This is a genomic window from Serratia aquatilis (assembly GCF_044865145.1).
In the GTDB taxonomy this organism is placed as follows: Bacteria; Pseudomonadota; Gammaproteobacteria; order Enterobacterales; family Enterobacteriaceae; genus Chania; species Chania aquatilis.
The window spans coordinates 367,909-386,616 of record NZ_CP173186.1; the positions used below are offsets into that span (position 1 = coordinate 367,909).

Genomic DNA, 18,708 nt, shown 5'->3' on the forward strand with positions numbered 1-18,708 from the left:
TCGTATCTATGCATACAGTCAATGCTATTGGTTTGTATATAAACCAAAAATTATCTCTATCTCAGATAAATACCATATGATATCAGTTTGATTTTTATGGATATTTATTTTTTTGCTTATGGCGGTTTTTTTATAGATAGCAAGATAAATCAAACTAATAAAAACAAATAATAGCCATCAGCGACGAATCGAGTAGACTAGTTAGTAATTTATTCCGTAAGAGTATTTAAGTCATGTCTACTGAAAGCGCGTCTTTAAAAAATCACAATACTTTTGCGCTCCCGGTCAACGCGGCGCATTTAGTCATTGCAGAACAAATTGAGATGATGATTAAGGCTTGGCAGAAGGCGCAAAAGCGTAAAGAGCCATTTTTGGTCTTGGGTGAAGGGAGTAATGTCCTGTTCTTGGAAGACTTTGCCGGTACTGTCATGATCAATAAGTTAGAAGGCATCGAGGCTAAAGAAGGGCAGGATACCTGGCATCTTCATGTTAGTGCGGGCGAAAACTGGCATCATCTGGTCAGCTATACCCTCAAGTGCGGAATGCCTGGCTTGGAAAATATGGCGCTGATCCCTGGGTTGGTTGGTTCTGCCCCAATCCAGAACATCGGGGCATATGGTATTGAGTTGCAGCAAGTGTGTGAGTATGTCGATCTGCTCAATCTCACTACGGGAGAGATTGATCGTATGGATCCGCAACGCTGTGAATTTGGTTACCGCGAAAGTATTTTTAAACATAAGTTTAAGGAAGGATTCGTCATTGTGGCTGTTGGTTTGCGGCTTAATAAACAGTGGAGTCCGTTACTGAACTACGGCAACCTTACCAAGCTTGACCCACAGACTGTAACACCACAACAAGTGTTTGATGCAGTATGTGCTATGCGTCGTAGTAAGTTGCCGGATCCCCGGATTACAGGTAATGCAGGCAGTTTCTTTAAAAATCCACAGGTAAGCGCAGAGACAGCTGAGCGGATGTTGGCCCAATACCCATCGATGCCACACTATCCTCAAGCTGACGGACAAGTGAAATTAGCTGCTGGCTGGCTTATCGATCAATGCTCTTTAAAAGGGCATCAGATTGGTGGTGCGGCAGTAAACTCTCTGCAGGCATTAGTGCTAGTGAACGCAGATAATGCTAGTAGCCAGGATGTGGTTGCTTTAGCAAAGCATGTGCGCAATACGGTAGCTGAGAGATTTGGTATTTGGCTGGAGCCTGAGGTACGTTTCATTGGCGCTACGGGGGAGTTGGATGCTGTAGAGGTGTTATCATGAGGGATACAACAGTACCTCTGAAGATTATCTCACTGTTAGCGGATGGCGAGTTTCACTCCGGTGAGAATTTAGGCGAGCTCTTGGGTATGAGCCGTGCGGCCATTAACAAGCATATTCAAACTATTCGGGAATGGGGTTTGGATGTGTTCACTGTACCTGGGAAAGGCTATAGCCTACCAACCGCGATCACCTTGCTGAATGCGGAAAGAATACTCGGTATGTTGGAAGACAAGCGAGTCACAGTCCTACCGGTGGTTGACTCAACGAACCAGTATTTGCTGGATAGAATTACAGCGCTGACATCCGGAGATGCTTGTATTGCAGAATATCAGCAAGCTGGGCGTGGGCGGCGTGGCCGTCAATGGATCTCGCCTTTCGGTGCCAATCTTTATTTATCCATGTTCTGGCGTCTTGAACAAGGGCCAGCAGCAGCCATGGGGCTAAGTCTGGTTATTGGTATTGTGATGGCCGAGGCGTTACAACGTTTAGGAGCAGAGCAGGTTCGTGTTAAATGGCCAAATGACTTGTACCTGAACGATCGAAAATTGGCAGGTATCCTCGTTGAGTTAACGGGAAAGACGGGGGATGCAGCCCAACTTGTGCTGGGTGCAGGTATTAATATGGCAATGCGAGAAACTAATGCCAGCCATATTGACCAAGGATGGGTTAACTTGCAGGAGGCGGGAATTAATATTGACCGCAATGAATTAGCAGCGAAGTTACTCAACGAACTACGTCATTCGTTGCAACAATTTGAGATAGAGGGGCTTGCTCCATTTATTTCGCGTTGGCGTGATTTGGATAACTTTATAGATCGGCCTGTCAAACTTTTAATTGGCGAAAAACAGTTTTTCGGTATTGCTCGCGGTATTGATCAGCAAGGGGCATTACTGCTTGAACAAGAAGGTGAAATTAAACCTTTCATCGGTGGTGAAATATCTTTGCGTGGCGTTTAGTGAATGACGGGATAAGAGAGACGGTAGGCCTCTCTTATTTTAATAATTACTTTCTTAACCGGACGAATTCAACAGCATGATTAGCACTTTTGGTCATAATCAAGCTGGCTCGTTCACGTGTTGGCAGAATGTTTTCTTTGAGATTTAATCCATTGATTTCATTCCATAATTTTGTTGCAACGTTAATGGCTTCGGTTTCAGGAAGCTTGGCATAATTATGAAAGTAAGAGTCAGGATCTGAAAATGCACCCTGGCGGAATTTAAGGAAACGGTTGATATACCATGTTTTCAGTAGATCTTCAGGTGCATCAACATATATTGAAAAGTCGACAAAGTCAGAAACAAATACACGATGAGGTTCATGTGGATAATCCATTCCACTTTGCAGAACATTCAGTCCTTCCAGAATTAAAATATCTGGTTGTTCGATCACTTTGTTACCTTGCGGCACGACGTCATAGATTAGATGAGAGTAAACAGGGGCTGTGACACGCTTAGCTCCGGATTTTACTTCTGAGACAAATTTCACCAAGCTATGTATATCATAGGACTGTGGGAAGCCTTTTTTCGTCATCAGGCCTCGCTCATTAAGCACCTTGTTAGGGTGCAGGAAGCCATCGGTAGTAATCAACTCAACGCTGCGATGTTCTGGCCAGCGGCTTAACAGTGCTTGCAGCAAGCGTGCTGTAGTGCTCTTCCCCACAGCAACACTACCTGCGATGCCTATTACATATGGGATTCGTTGTCCGTCAGTACCGAGGAATTGCTCCAGAACGGCTTGGCGACGTAAGTTAGAACTGATATAGAAATTTAACAGTCTTGAAAGTGGCAGATAGATCTGGGCTACCTCTTCCAAAGAGAGATCCTCGTTAATCCCTTTCAGTTTAACAATCTCTTCTTCCGATAACGTCAATGGTACCGAATCTCGCAACGCAGCCCATTGGGTGCGGTCGAACTGAAGGTAAGGCGTCGCTAAAGATTTATCTCTTTGTATCATAAGCCTAATTCTGCCTGTTTATGCGGGTTGGGAAAGACGCTATGCGCCAAACCCAGATAAATAAACAAGCTGCATATTATAGATAGCTTGGTTTTTGGCGTAGACTTTTTTAAAGAATGTTGTCGATCTGCATGATTTTATGCCAAGAGTGAGAGCCTGTGCTCAATTGATAAAGAACGCGTTGCAGAAGGATAACACTGACAAACGATACTGGTCAGGCAGTACCGAAAGGCGGACTAAGTAAAAACAAACGTTTGTAGTAAATCGCTGTCGGGTAGTAGCTGCCATCTGGTGCTGCGGCATAGTCCGGCAATTCACCAACACGTTGGTAACCCAGAGAGCGATACAGGTGCTCTGCTACGGAGTCAACTTGCGTATCGAGGAACAATAAACCTCTGCTTTGAGCCAAGGCAGATTTTTCCAATTCCTTCATCAGTTTTCGGCCAATACCATTGCGGCGGGCATGACTGTGAACCAACAGTTTTTGTACTTCAGCCCGGTTAAGACCATTCGGCTTTTGGCACAATGAGAGCTGAACAGTACCAATGACACCACTTTCGTCCTTGGCAATCCATAGAAGCAATTCTTCCTCAGCTAACGCTGGACACAGGCTATGAAAGTAGCGTGTAGCTTCTTCACGAGTGATTTGCGATGTGTAACCCACTGACGCCCCATGTGTTATCGCATCGATAAGCACAGATGCAAGTTCTTCGACATAAATGGGGAGTGCGGCTGCATTGACCTGAATAATGTTCATTGCTCATTCTTCCTTGGCGGAGGTGGAAATGAAATTAAAGCAATAAACATACTAAGGCAGTGCTTCAGTCCAGCCAACGTTACATTTATGGAAGAAGAGTGACATTTAGAGCGTTTCCTTTAACTGCCTGCAGCGCTCGCTCGCCGTTCTGTGAAGCAACTAAATGTATCATGGTGCAACATTTGTCTCTTAGTGGTGCAAGTGGGTCTGATAGTTTCCTGTGAGGTTAAACAAGCTGAACGATCCAGATAGTGACTCTTGCGAAAATAGAGGGGCGTACAAAAATGATGTCTGCGCCTGGTTACTAATTGTGCTATTATTCCACTGAATTGCGAACTGGGCACTGAAATCGGCTGATTTATGAGCGATAGTGCATTGAACGCAATTTTTTTGTTGCATAGGCCGTCAGCTCTACCTAGAATGCGCAGCACTTGATGCCGGCTTAGCTCAGTAGGTAGAGCAACTGACTTGTAATCAGTAGGTCACCAGTTCGATTCCGGTAGCCGGCACCATTCAAGTTTCAGTAATTAAAATCTGGTGGGGTTCCCGAGCGGCCAAAGGGAGCAGACTGTAAATCTGCCGTCACAGACTTCGAAGGTTCGAATCCTTCCCCCACCACCAAACTAGACCTTGAGTTCTGGGTCACACCAAGCGGTGATGTTGATATAATTTCCGTTTGGGGAAGGTGAAAACCTTCGACAAAGATCGCGTTGAGTAGCGTCAGCTGCCAGCACGAAGGGTGAAGAGCAAAGCGACGAACAATCCTTCTCTACACCTATAAATTCTGCAGAAAAGTCAGGTAGCCGAGTTCCAGGATGCGGGCATCGTATAATGGCTATTACCTCAGCCTTCCAAGCTGATGATGTGGGTTCGATTCCCACTGCCCGCTCCAAGATGTGCTGATATAGCTCAGTTGGTAGAGCGCACCCTTGGTAAGGGTGAGGTCGGCAGTTCGAATCTGCCTATCAGCACCACTTCTTAATTTCTCGCCCCTGATTTTCTTTCTGTTTCTGGATTCAACAAGCAAATGCTTGGTTGATGTGGTGATACCACCGATTTATCCGTGTCTTAGAGGGACAATCGATGTCTAAAGAAAAGTTTGAACGTACAAAACCGCACGTTAACGTCGGTACTATCGGCCACGTTGACCACGGTAAAACTACCCTGACTGCTGCAATCACTACCGTTCTGGCTAAAACCTACGGTGGTAGTGCCCGTGCTTTCGACCAGATCGATAACGCACCAGAAGAAAAAGCGCGTGGTATCACCATCAACACTTCTCACGTTGAATACGATACTCCAAGCCGTCACTACGCGCACGTTGACTGCCCAGGGCACGCCGACTACGTGAAAAACATGATCACTGGTGCTGCTCAGATGGATGGCGCTATCCTGGTTGTTGCTGCGACTGACGGCCCTATGCCTCAGACTCGTGAGCACATCCTGCTGGGTCGTCAGGTTGGCGTTCCTTACATCATCGTATTCATGAACAAATGTGACATGGTTGATGATGAAGAGCTGCTGGAACTGGTAGAAATGGAAGTTCGTGAACTTCTGTCTGCTTACGACTTCCCTGGCGATGACCTGCCAGTGGTTCGTGGCTCAGCTCTGCAAGCGCTGAATGGCGTGCCAGAGTGGGAAGAGAAGATCATCGAGCTGGCTGGCTATCTGGATTCCTATATCCCAGAACCAGAGCGCGCGATTGACAAGCCATTCCTGCTGCCAATTGAAGACGTATTCTCCATCTCTGGTCGTGGTACCGTTGTTACCGGTCGTGTTGAGCGCGGTATCATCAAAGTTGGCGAAGAAGTTGAAATCGTTGGTATCAAAGACACCGTTAAGTCTACCTGTACTGGCGTTGAAATGTTCCGCAAACTGCTGGACGAAGGCCGTGCGGGTGAGAACGTGGGTGTTCTGCTGCGTGGTATCAAACGTGAAGATATCGAACGTGGTCAGGTACTGGCTAAGCCAGGTTCTATCAAGCCACACACTCAGTTCGAGTCTGAAGTGTATATCCTGAGCAAAGAAGAAGGTGGTCGTCACACTCCATTCTTCAAAGGCTACCGTCCACAGTTCTACTTCCGTACAACTGACGTGACCGGTACCATCGAACTGCCAGAAGGCGTAGAGATGGTAATGCCAGGCGACAACGTGAACATGGTTGTTACCTTGATCCACCCAATCGCAATGGATGACGGTCTGCGTTTCGCAATCCGTGAAGGTGGCCGTACCGTTGGCGCAGGTGTTGTTGCTAAAGTTATCGCTTAATTGCGGATAATATTTGACGCGACATGCGCTAAAAGGGCATCATTTGATGCCCTTTTTCTACGCTGTGAACTAGAACCTATCTCATCAGCGATTTTGCAGTCATAATCATTGGTGAGATGGGCTCTTAAACCGTATTGAATGCAATACGTCATAGCGTAAAACACCGAGATGCCGCCAAATGGCATTTTATCGGTTTGGTTTGCCTCGCATTGCGAGGCAAAGTTGTTTGTTCGAATCATTGTGACAGGTTGGTTTATGAGTGCGAATACCGAGGCTCAAGGGAGCGGGCGCGGCTTGGAAGCAGCCAAGTGGCTGATCGTCGCCGTTCTGTTGGTTGTGGCTATCGTCGGTAATTATTACTACCGTGATTTCAGCCTGCCATTACGCGCGTTGGCAGTTGTAGTAGTCATTGTTGTTGCTGGTGCAGTGGCGTTGATGACGGCTAAAGGCAAAGCCACCGTTGCGTTTGCGCGCGAAGCGCGTACTGAAGTACGTAAAGTGATCTGGCCAACTCGTCAGGAAACGCTGCACACCACGTTGATCGTCGCCGCGGTAACTGCCGTGATGTCACTGATTCTGTGGGGCCTGGATGGCATTCTGGTCCGTCTGGTATCGTTTATTACTGGCCTGAGGTTCTAAAATGTCTGAAGCCCCAAAAAAACGTTGGTACGTCGTTCAGGCGTTTTCCGGTTTTGAAGGTCGCGTAGCTCAGTCGTTGCGTGAACACATTAAATTGCATGATATGGAAGAGCTGTTCGGTGAAGTCATGGTACCCACTGAAGAGGTGGTTGAAATCCGTGGTGGTCAACGACGCAAGAGTGAGCGTAAGTTCTTCCCTGGCTATGTACTGGTCCAGATGGTAATGAACGATGCCAGTTGGCACCTGGTGCGAAGTGTTCCTCGTGTGATGGGCTTCATTGGTGGGACTTCCGATCGTCCTGCGCCGATCAGCGATAAAGAAGTCGACGCGATTATGAACCGCCTGCAGCAGGTAGGTGATAAACCACGTCCGAAAACGATGTTTGAACCTGGTGAGTTGGTGCGTGTCAACGATGGTCCTTTTGCTGACTTTAACGGTGTTGTTGAAGAAGTGGACTACGAGAAAAGCCGCTTAAAAGTGTCTGTCTCAATTTTTGGCCGCGCAACGCCAGTGGAATTGGACTTTAGCCAGGTAGAAAAAGCCTGATCGATTAGTCAGCAAGGCAAGTGGATTTGCAGCTTGTCAGAGGCGCGGAATTGAACTACAATTTCGCGCCTTTTGTTTTTAGATGCCTTGCTTTTAACGCGGGGCGAAACACGGGGAGCCTCTCACGAGGCGATACTACCCATACGAGGAAATTTCAATGGCCAAGAAAGTACAAGCCTACGTCAAGCTGCAAGTTGCAGCCGGTATGGCTAACCCGAGCCCGCCAGTTGGCCCAGCTCTGGGTCAGCAGGGTGTTAACATCATGGAATTCTGTAAGGCGTTCAATGCTAAGACTGACAGCATTGAAAAAGGTCTGCCGATCCCTGTTGTTATTACTGTTTATTCTGATCGCTCCTTCACCTTCGTTACCAAAACTCCGCCAGCAGCAGTTCTGCTGAAAAAAGCGGCTGGTGTTAAGTCTGGTTCTGGCAAGCCGAACAAAGACAAAGTTGGTAAAGTGACTAGTGCGCAGGTACGTGAAATCGCAGAAACCAAAGCTGCGGACATGACTGGTTCTGACGTTGAAGCGATGATTCGCTCCATCGAAGGTACCGCTCGTTCCATGGGCCTGGTAGTGGAGGATTAAGAAATGGCTAAGCTGACCAAGCGCATGCGCGTGATCCGTGACAAAGTTGATGCTACTAAACAGTATGACATCACCGAAGCTGTTGCTCTGCTGAAAGAGCTGGCCACCGCTAAATTCGTAGAAAGCGTTGACGTTGCTGTTAACCTCGGCATCGACGCTCGTAAATCAGACCAAAACGTACGTGGTGCTACCGTTCTGCCACATGGTACCGGTCGCAGCGTTCGCGTTGCCGTATTTGCCCAAGGTCCTAACGCTGAAGCTGCTAAAGCAGCTGGCGCAGAGCTGGTAGGTATGGAAGATCTGGCTGACCAGATCAAGAAAGGCGAAATGAACTTCGACGTTGTTATTGCTTCTCCAGATGCAATGCGCGTTGTTGGTCAACTGGGCCAGATCCTGGGTCCACGTGGCCTGATGCCAAACCCGAAAGTGGGTACCGTTACTCCGAACGTTGCTGAAGCAGTGAAAAACGCTAAAGCAGGTCAGGTTCGTTATCGTAACGACAAAAACGGCATCATCCATACCACCATCGGTAAGGTTGATTTCGACGCAGACAAGCTGAAAGAAAACCTGGAAGCCCTGCTGGTTGCGCTGAAAAAAGCAAAACCATCTCAGGCTAAAGGCGTTTACATCAAGAAAGTTAGCCTCTCCACCACCATGGGTGCTGGCGTTGCTATCGATCAAAGCGGCCTGACTGCTGTAGCGAACTAATCACCAGGTGATTATCGCTTTGACTTGGGGTAAAAATTCACCTAGAATCTTCGCCCCAAGGTTCTGCTGTATGTAGAACAAAGTTTTTCGGTTGGAGCCTGGCCTATCCAGGCCTCCGTCCAAGACCGCAGGTGTGCTGAAAAGCACTTAATCCTTCCTGCGTAGACGGTGACAGAGCCTAAAGAAAATTTTAAATTGTCTTTGCTGGATTCTGCTCACCGTGTTAAGCCGCTCATCGCTGCGTGGTTACACAAAGTGTTGAGTGAAGTGAGTTCCGGGGAATTTTCCCTGGCTAATCCAGGAGCAAAAAGCTAATGGCATTAAATCTTCAAGACAAACAAGCGATTGTTGCTGAAGTCAACGAAGTGGCCAAAGGCGCGCTGTCTGCGGTTGTTGCGGATTCTCGCGGCGTTACCGTTGATAAAATGACTGAACTGCGTAGAGCAGGTCGTGAAGCTGGCGTTTATATGCGTGTTGTTCGTAACACTCTGATGCGTCGCGTAGTTGAAGGCACTCAATTCGAATGCCTGAAAGACACGTTTGTCGGTCCAACCTTGATTGCATTCTCTCACGAACACCCGGGCGCTGCTGCTCGTCTGTTCAAAGAGTTCGCGAAAGCGAATGCAAAATTTGAGGTTAAAGCTGCGGCCTTTGAAGGTGAGCTGATCCCTGCGGCACAAATTGACCGCTTGGCAACGCTGCCTACTTACGATGAAGCAATCGCACGCCTGATGGCAACCATGAAAGAAGCCGCTGCTGGCAAATTGGTTCGCACTCTGGCTGCTCTGCGCGATCAGAAAGAAGCGGCATAAGCCACTCTTTCTTAGCCTTTGCTAACGTATTTAAACTATTTCTGAATTTTAGGAACAATTGTTATGTCTATCACTAAAGACCAAATCCTGGAAGCAGTTGCTGCTATGTCCGTAATGGACGTTGTTGAACTGATTTCCGCTATGGAAGAAAAATTCGGCGTTTCTGCTGCTGCTGCTGTAGCTGTAGCTGCTGGCCCAGTTGAAGCTGCTGAAGAAAAAACTGAGTTCGACGTTGTTCTGTCTGCTGTTGGCGCTAACAAAGTTGCTGTTATCAAAGCAGTACGTGGCGCAACCGGTCTGGGCCTGAAAGAAGCTAAAGACCTGGTAGAATCAGCTCCAGCAGTACTGAAAGAAGGCATCAGCAAAGATGACGCTGCTGCTCTGAAAAAATCTCTGGAAGAAGCTGGCGCTTCTGTTGAAGTTAAATAAGTTTAACTTCTCAGAGTACAGTCTGGCTTAACAGACTGATGGCTGGTGACTTTTTGGTCACCAGCCTTTTTGCGCTGTAGGGCGTCAGTAGCGTTTCACACCGTTTGGCTACTGGCTAACCACAATATTTCTTTCTATCGACGACTTAATATACTGCTTCTACTGCTACAGCCGAATCTGTCGCAAAGGCAATGAAATGATTTAAGCGTGATAGAAACGAGTATTGCGGAAAGTGTTCCCACTTTCCGGTCGATAAAATGGTGTTGCATGAACTGTCCCAAGATCGGACGGACAGAGTGGTTCGACTTTCCAGCGAGCTGAGGAACCCTATGGTTTACTCCTATACCGAGAAAAAACGTATTCGTAAGGATTTTGGTAAGCGTCCACAAGTTCTGGACATACCTTATCTCCTTTCTATCCAGCTTGACTCGTTCCAGAAGTTTATCGAGCAAGATCCAGAAGGGCAGTACGGCTTAGAAGCCGCATTCCGTTCTGTTTTCCCTATCCAGAGCTACAGTGGCAATTCGGAGCTGCAATACGTTAGCTACCGTCTTGGTGAGCCGGTGTTCGACGTCAAAGAGTGCCAGATCCGTGGTGTGACGTACTCTGCACCGCTACGCGTAAAACTGCGCCTGGTTATCTACGAACGCGAAGCACCTGAAGGTACGGTCAAAGACATCAAGGAACAAGAAGTCTATATGGGCGAAATTCCGCTCATGACCGAAAACGGAACCTTTGTAATCAACGGTACTGAGAGGGTTATCGTATCCCAGCTGCACCGTAGTCCTGGTGTGTTCTTTGATAGCGATAAGGGTAAGACCCACTCCTCGGGTAAAGTGCTGTATAACGCACGTATCATTCCTTACCGTGGCTCATGGCTGGATTTCGAGTTCGATCCGAAAGACAACCTGTTCGTGCGTATTGACCGTCGCCGTAAACTGCCTGCGACCATCATTCTGCGTGCGCTGAGTTTCACCACTGAACAGATCCTTGACCTGTTCTTTGAAAAAATTATTTTCGAAATCCGTGACAACAAGCTGCAGATGGAGTTGGTTCCAGAACGTCTGCGTGGTGAAACAGCGTCCTTCGATATCGAAGCTAACGGTAAGATCTACGTTGAGAAAGGCCGCCGCATTACTGCTCGCCATATCCGCCAGCTCGAAAAAGACGAAATTCGTAGTATTGAAGTTCCGGTTGAGTACATCGCTGGAAAAGTGGTCGCGAAGGACTATATCGACACCAATACCGGTGAGCTGATCTGTGCTGCCAACATGGAACTGTCACTGGATCTGCTGGCCAAGCTGAGCCAGTCTGGCCACAAGCGTATCGAAACGTTGTTCACCAACGATCTGGATCATGGTGCGTACATCTCTGAAACTGTTCGTGTCGATCCAACCAGCGATCGTCTAAGTGCGCTGGTTGAAATCTACCGCATGATGCGTCCTGGTGAGCCACCAACGCGCGAAGCGGCTGAAAGCCTGTTTGAGAACCTGTTCTTCTCTGAAGACCGCTACGATCTGTCTGCGGTTGGTCGCATGAAGTTCAACCGTTCTCTGCTGCGTGACGAGATCGAAGGTTCGGGCATCCTGAGCAAAGACGACATCATTGAAGTGATGAAGAAGCTCATCGATATCCGTAACGGCAAAGGCGAAGTGGATGATATCGACCACTTGGGCAACCGTCGTATTCGTTCCGTTGGCGAAATGGCTGAGAACCAGTTCCGTGTTGGTCTGGTGCGTGTTGAGCGTGCGGTGAAAGAGCGCCTGTCCCTGGGCGATCTGGATACCCTGATGCCTCAGGACATGATCAACGCCAAGCCAATCTCGGCAGCGGTGAAAGAGTTCTTTGGTTCCAGCCAGCTTTCTCAGTTTATGGACCAGAACAACCCGTTGTCTGAGATTACGCACAAACGTCGTATCTCTGCATTGGGCCCAGGCGGTCTGACCCGTGAACGTGCTGGCTTTGAAGTTCGTGACGTACACCCGACTCACTACGGTCGTGTGTGCCCAATCGAAACGCCGGAAGGTCCAAACATCGGTCTGATCAACTCCTTGTCCGTGTACGCACAGACTAACGAGTATGGTTTCCTGGAAACCCCGTACCGCCGCGTGCGTGACGGCGTAGTGACCGATGAAATCAACTATCTGTCTGCTATTGAAGAAGGCAACTTTGTTATCGCCCAGGCGAACTCCAACCTGGATGATGAAGGCCGCTTTGAAGAAGATCTGGTTACCTGTCGTAGCAAAGGCGAATCAAGCCTGTTCAGCCGCGATCAGGTTGACTATATGGACGTATCAACCCAGCAGGTTGTTTCCGTTGGTGCCTCACTGATTCCATTCCTGGAACACGATGACGCCAACCGTGCCTTGATGGGTGCGAACATGCAACGTCAGGCGGTTCCAACCCTGCGTGCTGACAAGCCGCTGGTAGGTACCGGTATGGAACGTGCTGTTGCGGTTGACTCCGGTGTTACTGCCGTAGCCAAGCGTGGCGGCGTGATCCAGTACGTGGATGCTTCCCGTATCGTTATCAAAGTTAACGAAGACGAGATGTACCCGGGCGAAGCAGGTATCGACATTTATAACCTGACCAAGTACACCCGTTCCAACCAGAACACCTGTATCAACCAGATGCCGTGTGTGAATCTGGGCGAGCCAATCGAGCGCGGTGACGTGCTGGCAGATGGTCCGTCAACAGACCTGGGCGAACTGGCACTGGGCCAGAACATGCGCGTAGCGTTCATGCCTTGGAACGGTTACAACTTCGAAGACTCCATCCTGGTCTCCGAGCGTGTAGTACAGGAAGATCGTTTTACTACTATCCACATCCAGGAACTGGCCTGTGTGTCTCGTGACACCAAACTGGGGCCTGAAGAGATCACTGCCGACATCCCTAACGTGGGTGAAGCGGCACTCTCCAAACTGGATGAATCCGGTATCGTCTATATCGGGGCAGAAGTTACCGGTGGCGACATTCTGGTTGGTAAGGTAACGCCAAAAGGTGAAACCCAACTGACGCCAGAAGAGAAGCTCCTGCGTGCGATCTTCGGTGAGAAAGCGTCTGACGTTAAAGACTCTTCTCTGCGTGTACCAAACGGCGTTTCCGGCACGATTATTGACGTTCAGGTCTTTACCCGCGATGGCGTGGAAAAAGACAAGCGTGCGTTGGAAATCGAAGAGATGCAGTTGAAGCAGGCCAAAAAAGACCTGACTGAAGAACTGCAGATCCTGGAAGCTGGCCTTTTTGCGCGTATCCACGCGGTGCTGGTTGCCGGTGGTATTGAAGCGGACAAGCTGAGCAAGCTGCCACGCGATCGCTGGTTAGAACTGGGCTTGACCGACGAAGAGAAGCAAAACCAGCTGGAGCAGTTGGCTGAGCAGTACGACGAACTGAAATCTGACTTTGAGAAGAAGCTGGATGCCAAGCGTCGTAAGATCACTCAAGGTGACGATCTGGCGCCAGGCGTGCTGAAAATCGTCAAGGTTTATCTGGCCGTTAAACGTCAGATCCAACCGGGTGACAAGATGGCAGGCCGCCACGGTAACAAGGGTGTAATTTCCAAGATCAACCCGATCGAAGATATGCCTTACGATATAGACGGTACGCCGGTTGATATCGTATTGAACCCGCTGGGCGTTCCATCACGTATGAACATCGGTCAGATCCTGGAAACTCACCTGGGTATGGCTGCAAAAGGCATTGGTGAGAAGATCAACCAGATGCTGAAGCAGCACCAGGAAGTCGCCAAGCTGCGCGAGTTCATCCAGAAGGCTTACGATCTGGGTGATGGCGTTTGCCAGAAAGTCGATCTGAACACCTTCACAGACGAAGAAGTGATGCGTCTGGCAGAAAACCTGAAAAAGGGTATGCCAATCGCAACGCCTGTCTTCGATGGTGCGAAAGAGACCGAAATCAAGCAATTGCTGGAGATGGGCGGTATCCCGACCTCTGGTCAGATTACGCTGTTTGATGGCCGTACCGGTGAGCAGTTTGAGCGCCAGGTAACCGTAGGCTACATGTACATGCTGAAACTGAACCACTTGGTCGACGATAAAATGCACGCGCGTTCTACCGGTTCTTACAGCTTGGTTACTCAGCAGCCGCTGGGTGGTAAGGCGCAATTCGGTGGTCAGCGCTTCGGTGAGATGGAAGTGTGGGCGCTGGAAGCATACGGCGCAGCTTACACCTTGCAGGAAATGCTTACCGTTAAGTCGGATGACGTCAACGGCCGTACCAAGATGTACAAAAACATCGTGGATGGCGATCACCGTATGGAACCAGGCATGCCGGAGTCGTTCAACGTACTGTTGAAAGAAATCCGCTCGCTGGGTATCAACATCGAACTGGAAGGCGATTAATCGCTATTCCAGCTCTGGCTCCCGACCTTAGGGAGCCAGAGGGTGGTTGTTCAGGTCACACGGGTGTGCAATTTTTCAGTGTGCACCCAACAGGTTTAACTCCGACAGGAGCCAATCCGTGAAAGACTTATTGAAGTTTCTGAAAGCGCAAACTAAGACCGAAGAGTTTGATGCGATCAAGATTGCTCTGGCATCGCCAGACATGATCCGTTCATGGTCGTTCGGTGAAGTTAAAAAGCCGGAAACCATTAACTACCGTACGTTCAAACCAGAACGTGACGGCCTTTTCTGTGCCCGTATCTTTGGGCCGGTAAAAGATTACGAGTGCCTGTGCGGTAAGTACAAGCGCTTGAAACACCGCGGCGTAATCTGTGAGAAGTGCGGCGTTGAAGTGACCCAGACCAAAGTGCGCCGTGAGCGTATGGGCCACATCGAGCTGGCTTCCCCAACGGCGCACATCTGGTTCCTGAAATCGCTGCCATCCCGCATCGGTTTGCTGCTGGATATGCCGTTGCGCGATATTGAACGTGTACTGTACTTCGAATCCTATGTGGTTATTGAAGGCGGTATGACTAACCTCGAGCGCCGTCAGATCCTGACAGAAGAGCAGTATCTGGACGCTCTGGAAGAGTTCGGTGACGAATTCGACGCCAAGATGGGTGCCGAAGCTATTCAGGCCTTGCTGAAAAACATGGATCTGGAAGCCGAATGCGAACAACTGCGTGAAGAGCTGAATGAAACCAATTCTGAAACCAAGCGTAAAAAGCTGACCAAGCGTATCAAGCTGTTGGAAGCGTTCGTTCAATCTGGTAACAAGCCAGAGTGGATGATCCTGACCGTACTGCCGGTACTGCCGCCGGATCTGCGTCCGCTGGTTCCACTGGATGGTGGCCGTTTCGCGACTTCAGATCTGAACGATCTGTATCGCCGCGTGATCAACCGTAACAACCGTCTGAAACGCCTGCTGGATCTGGCTGCGCCGGATATCATCGTGCGCAACGAAAAGCGTATGCTGCAAGAAGCGGTAGACGCCTTGCTGGATAACGGCCGTCGCGGTCGTGCGATCACCGGTTCCAACAAGCGTCCTCTGAAATCTTTGGCCGATATGATCAAAGGTAAGCAGGGTCGTTTCCGTCAGAACCTGTTGGGTAAACGCGTTGACTACTCTGGTCGTTCTGTTATCACCGTAGGTCCATACCTGCGTCTGCATCAGTGCGGTCTGCCGAAGAAAATGGCACTGGAGCTGTTCAAACCGTTCATCTACGGCAAGCTGGAACTGCGTGGCCTGGCTACTACCATCAAAGCTGCCAAGAAAATGGTTGAGCGCGAAGAAGCTGTCGTTTGGGACATCCTGGACGAAGTTATCCGCGAACACCCGGTACTGTTGAACCGTGCACCAACCCTGCACCGTTTGGGTATCCAGGCGTTTGAACCGGTTCTGATCGAAGGTAAAGCTATTCAGCTGCACCCGCTGGTTTGTGCTGCATACAACGCCGACTTCGATGGTGACCAGATGGCTGTGCACGTACCGCTGACGCTGGAAGCCCAGTTGGAAGCGCGTGCGTTGATGATGTCTACCAACAACATCCTGTCACCAGCGAACGGCGAGCCAATCATCGTTCCTTCTCAGGACGTTGTATTGGGTCTGTACTATATGACTCGTGACTGTGTTAACGCCAAAGGTGAAGGCATGGTTCTGACGGGTCCTAAAGAAGCTGAACGTGTTTATCGCGCCGGTCTGGCCTCTCTGCATGCACGTGTAAAAGTGCGTATTACAGAAGAGATCAAAAATACCGAAGGCGAATCTGTTCATCAGACCACTATCGTTGATACCACCATTGGTCGTGCCATCCTGTGGATGATCGTACCAAACGGTCTGCCGTATTCGATCGTCAACCAGCCTTTGGGCAAGAAAGCGATCTCCAAGATGCTGAATACCTGTTACCGCATCCTGGGCCTGAAGCCGACCGTTATCTTTGCTGACCAGATCATGTACACCGGTTTTGCTTACGCTGCCCGTTCAGGTGCTTCCGTAGGTATCGATGACATGGTTATTCCAGCGAAGAAAGCAGAGATCATCGAAGAAGCGGAAACCGAAGTTGCCGAGATCCAGGAGCAGTTCCAGTCTGGTCTGGTTACCGCGGGCGAACGCTATAACAAAGTTATCGATATCTGGGCTGCGGCGAACGAACGTGTTGCTAAAGCGATGATGGAAAACCTGTCGGTTGAAGACGTGGTTAACCGTGACGGCGTTGTGGAACAACAAGTTTCCTTCAACAGCATCTTTATGATGGCCGACTCCGGTGCTCGTGGTTCTGCTGCTCAGATCCGTCAGTTGGCCGGTATGCGTGGCCTGATGGCGAAGCCAGATGGCTCAATCATCGAAACGCCAATCACCGCGAACTTCCGTGAAGGTCTGAACGTACTCCAGTACTTCATCTCCACACACGGTGCGCGTAAAGGTTTGGCGGATACCGCACTGAAAACGGCAAACTCCGGTTATCTGACCCGTCGTTTGGTTGACGTGGCGCAGGATCTGGTAGTCACCGAGGACGACTGTGGTACTCACAACGGCATCATGATGACTCCGGTTATCGAAGGTGGTGACGTTAAAGAGCCACTGCGTGAGCGTGTTCTGGGTCGTGTGACCGCTGAAGATGTTATCAAGCCGGGTACGGCGGACATCCTGGTTCCACGTAACACCCTGCTGAACGAGAAGACCTGTGACCTGTTGGAAGAGAACTCTGTCGACAGCGTTAAGGTTCGTTCCGTAGTTAGCTGTGAAACCGACTTTGGTGTGTGTGCAAACTGCTATGGTCGCGACCTGGCACGTGGCCACATCATCAACAAAGGTGAAGCTATCGGTGTTATCGCGGCACAGTCCATCGGTGAACCGGGTACACAGCTGACGATGCGTACGTTCCACATCGGTGGTGCCGCTTCGCGTGCTGCTGCTGAATCCAGCATCCAGGTTAAGAACAAAGGTAACCTGAAGCTGAGCAACGTTAAGTTCGTTATGAACGCTGCAGGCAAGTTGGTAATTACTTCACGTAATACCGAACTGAAGCTGATCGACGAATTTGGCCGTACCAAAGAAAGCTACAAAGTGCCTTATGGTGCCGTGATGGGCAAAGGTGACGGTGCAGAAGTTAACGGCGGCGAAACCGTTGCTAACTGGGATCCGCACACCATGCCAGTTGTCAGTGAAGTCGGTGGTTTCATCCGCTTCGCCGACATGGTTGATGGCCAGACCATCACCCGCCAGACCGACGAACTGACCGGTTTGTCTTCTCTGGTTGTACTGGATAGTGCAGAGCGTACCGGTAGTGGTAAAGACCTGCGTCCGGCACTGAAAATCGTTGATGCCAAAGGCGATGACGTATTGATTCCAGGTACAGATATGCCTGCGCAATACTTCCTGCCTGGTAAAGCGATTGTGCAGTTGGAAGATGGCATTCAGATCGGTGCGGGTGATACCTTGGCGCGTATTCCTCAGGAATCCGGCGGTACCAAGGATATTACCGGTGGTCTGCCACGCGTTGCGGATCTGTTCGAAGCACGTCGTCCGAAAGAGCCGGCAATCCTGGCTGAAATCAGCGGGATTATTTCGTTCGGTAAAGAGACCAAAGGCAAACGTCGCCTGGTTATCTCCCCACTGGACGGCAGCGATGCTTACGAAGAGATGATCCCTAAATGGCGTCAGCTCAACGTGTTTGAAGGCGAAATTGTGGAGCGTGGTGACGTTGTTTCTGACGGCCCAGAATCTCCACATGACATTCTGCGTCTGCGTGGTGTGCATGCGGTTACCCGCTACATTACCAACGAAGTGCAGGAAGTTTACCGTCTGCAAGGCGTTAAGATTAACGATAAACACATCGAAGTTATCGTTCGTCAGATGCTGCGTAAAGGCACTATCGTTAGCGCAGGTAGCACCGAGTTCCTGGAAGGCGAACAGGCTGAAGTATCGCGCGTCAAGATTGCTAACCGTAAGCTTGCTGCTGAAGGCAAGATCGAAGCAACCTTCTCACGCGATCTGCTGGGTATCACCAAGGCTTCCTTGGCGACCGAGTCCTTCATCTCTGCCGCATCGTTCCAAGAGACGACGCGTGTTCTCACCGAAGCGGCTGTTGCCGGTAAGCGTGATGAACTGCGTGGCCTGAAAGAGAACGTTATCGTGGGCCGTCTGATCCCAGCCGGTACCGGTTACGCTTATCATCAGGATCGTATGCGTCGTAAAGCTCAGGGTGAAACCCCGGTTGTTCCGCTGGTTAGCGCCGCAGAAGCGACAGCCAACCTGGCCGAATTGCTGAATGCAGGTAACCTGGGCGGTAACGACGACGAATAAGTCATCGCTATCCCTGACTGCATATTAAGCAGTGA

13 protein-coding genes, 4 tRNA genes and 1 other RNA gene are annotated in these 18,708 nt (G+C 49.7%); 16 read left to right on the forward strand and 2 right to left on the reverse strand.

The features are described from left to right. Window positions 1-233 precede the first annotated feature (233 nt). Window positions 234-1,271 (forward strand): UDP-N-acetylmuramate dehydrogenase, encoded by a 1,038-nt coding sequence (gene murB / locus SAQUA_RS01625; protein WP_380676587.1) that lies wholly within the window; start codon window positions 234-236, stop codon window positions 1,269-1,271. Beyond that, window positions 1,268-2,227: a bifunctional biotin--[acetyl-CoA-carboxylase] ligase/biotin operon repressor BirA gene (gene birA, locus SAQUA_RS01630; protein ID WP_380676589.1), complete on the forward strand. Its 960-nt coding sequence runs from the start codon at window positions 1,268-1,270 to the stop codon at window positions 2,225-2,227. The genes murB and birA overlap by 4 nt, the downstream gene beginning before the upstream one ends. A 46-nt stretch (window positions 2,228-2,273) precedes the next feature. Here birA and coaA read toward each other — a convergent pair whose 3' ends face one another. Together coaA and SAQUA_RS01640 are read right to left on the reverse strand one after the other, a co-directional pair. After that, window positions 2,274-3,224 carry a type I pantothenate kinase gene (coaA, locus tag SAQUA_RS01635; protein ID WP_380676591.1) on the reverse strand — a complete coding sequence of 317 codons (951 nt, stop codon included), beginning with the start codon at window positions 3,222-3,224 and terminating at the stop codon, window positions 2,274-2,276. 214 nt (window positions 3,225-3,438) lie between these two features. Next, entirely contained in the window at window positions 3,439-3,981 is a 543-nt protein-coding gene (locus SAQUA_RS01640; protein WP_380676593.1) for a GNAT family N-acetyltransferase, read from the reverse strand. 436 nt (window positions 3,982-4,417) lie between these two features. Here SAQUA_RS01640 and SAQUA_RS01645 point away from each other — a divergent pair. The 14 genes from SAQUA_RS01645 (at window position 4,418) to rpoC (ending at window position 18,673) form a co-directional block, all read left to right on the forward strand. Beyond that, window positions 4,418-4,493, forward strand: a tRNA-Thr gene (locus SAQUA_RS01645). A gap of 24 nt (window positions 4,494-4,517) precedes the next feature. Beyond that, window positions 4,518-4,602: transfer RNA gene (locus SAQUA_RS01650), tRNA-Tyr, on the forward strand. 44 nt (window positions 4,603-4,646) lie between these two features. Beyond that, window positions 4,647-4,760: non-coding RNA, RtT sRNA (locus SAQUA_RS01655), on the forward strand. Between the two features lie 38 nt (window positions 4,761-4,798). Further along, window positions 4,799-4,873: transfer RNA gene (locus SAQUA_RS01660), tRNA-Gly, on the forward strand. Between the two features lie 6 nt (window positions 4,874-4,879). Further along, window positions 4,880-4,955: transfer RNA gene (locus SAQUA_RS01665), tRNA-Thr, on the forward strand. Between the two features lie 109 nt (window positions 4,956-5,064). Further along, on the forward strand, window positions 5,065-6,249 hold the full coding sequence (tuf, locus tag SAQUA_RS01670; RefSeq protein WP_380676595.1) for an elongation factor Tu: 1,185 nt from the start codon (window positions 5,065-5,067) through the stop codon (window positions 6,247-6,249). Window positions 6,250-6,504: 255 nt separating this feature from the next. Then, a complete protein-coding gene (gene secE, locus SAQUA_RS01675) occupies window positions 6,505-6,888 on the forward strand; it encodes a preprotein translocase subunit SecE (protein ID WP_380676597.1) in 384 nt (127 codons plus the stop codon). 1 nt (window position 6,889) lies between these two features. Further along, on the forward strand, window positions 6,890-7,435 hold the full coding sequence (gene nusG / locus SAQUA_RS01680) for a transcription termination/antitermination protein NusG (protein WP_317694218.1): 546 nt from the start codon (window positions 6,890-6,892) through the stop codon (window positions 7,433-7,435). Between the two features lie 157 nt (window positions 7,436-7,592). After that, complete coding sequence (gene rplK, locus SAQUA_RS01685; RefSeq protein ID WP_380676599.1) at window positions 7,593-8,021, forward strand: 50S ribosomal protein L11; 429 nt, start codon at window positions 7,593-7,595, stop codon at window positions 8,019-8,021. A 3-nt stretch (window positions 8,022-8,024) separates the two neighbouring features. After that, window positions 8,025-8,729 carry a 50S ribosomal protein L1 gene (gene rplA / locus SAQUA_RS01690; RefSeq protein ID WP_380676601.1) on the forward strand — a complete coding sequence of 235 codons (705 nt, stop codon included), beginning with the start codon at window positions 8,025-8,027 and terminating at the stop codon, window positions 8,727-8,729. A gap of 314 nt (window positions 8,730-9,043) precedes the next feature. Continuing rightward, window positions 9,044-9,541, forward strand: a complete 498-nt coding sequence (gene rplJ / locus SAQUA_RS01695) for a 50S ribosomal protein L10 (protein ID WP_380676603.1) — start codon at window positions 9,044-9,046, stop codon at window positions 9,539-9,541. 63 nt (window positions 9,542-9,604) lie between these two features. Continuing rightward, window positions 9,605-9,970, forward strand: a complete 366-nt coding sequence (gene rplL, locus SAQUA_RS01700) for a 50S ribosomal protein L7/L12 (protein ID WP_380676605.1) — start codon at window positions 9,605-9,607, stop codon at window positions 9,968-9,970. A gap of 329 nt (window positions 9,971-10,299) precedes the next feature. Next, complete coding sequence (gene rpoB, locus SAQUA_RS01705; protein ID WP_380676607.1) at window positions 10,300-14,328, forward strand: DNA-directed RNA polymerase subunit beta; 4,029 nt, start codon at window positions 10,300-10,302, stop codon at window positions 14,326-14,328. Window positions 14,329-14,446: 118 nt separating this feature from the next. Then, complete coding sequence (gene rpoC, locus SAQUA_RS01710; RefSeq protein WP_380676609.1) at window positions 14,447-18,673, forward strand: DNA-directed RNA polymerase subunit beta'; 4,227 nt, start codon at window positions 14,447-14,449, stop codon at window positions 18,671-18,673. The last annotated feature ends 35 nt before the right edge of the window (window positions 18,674-18,708 follow it).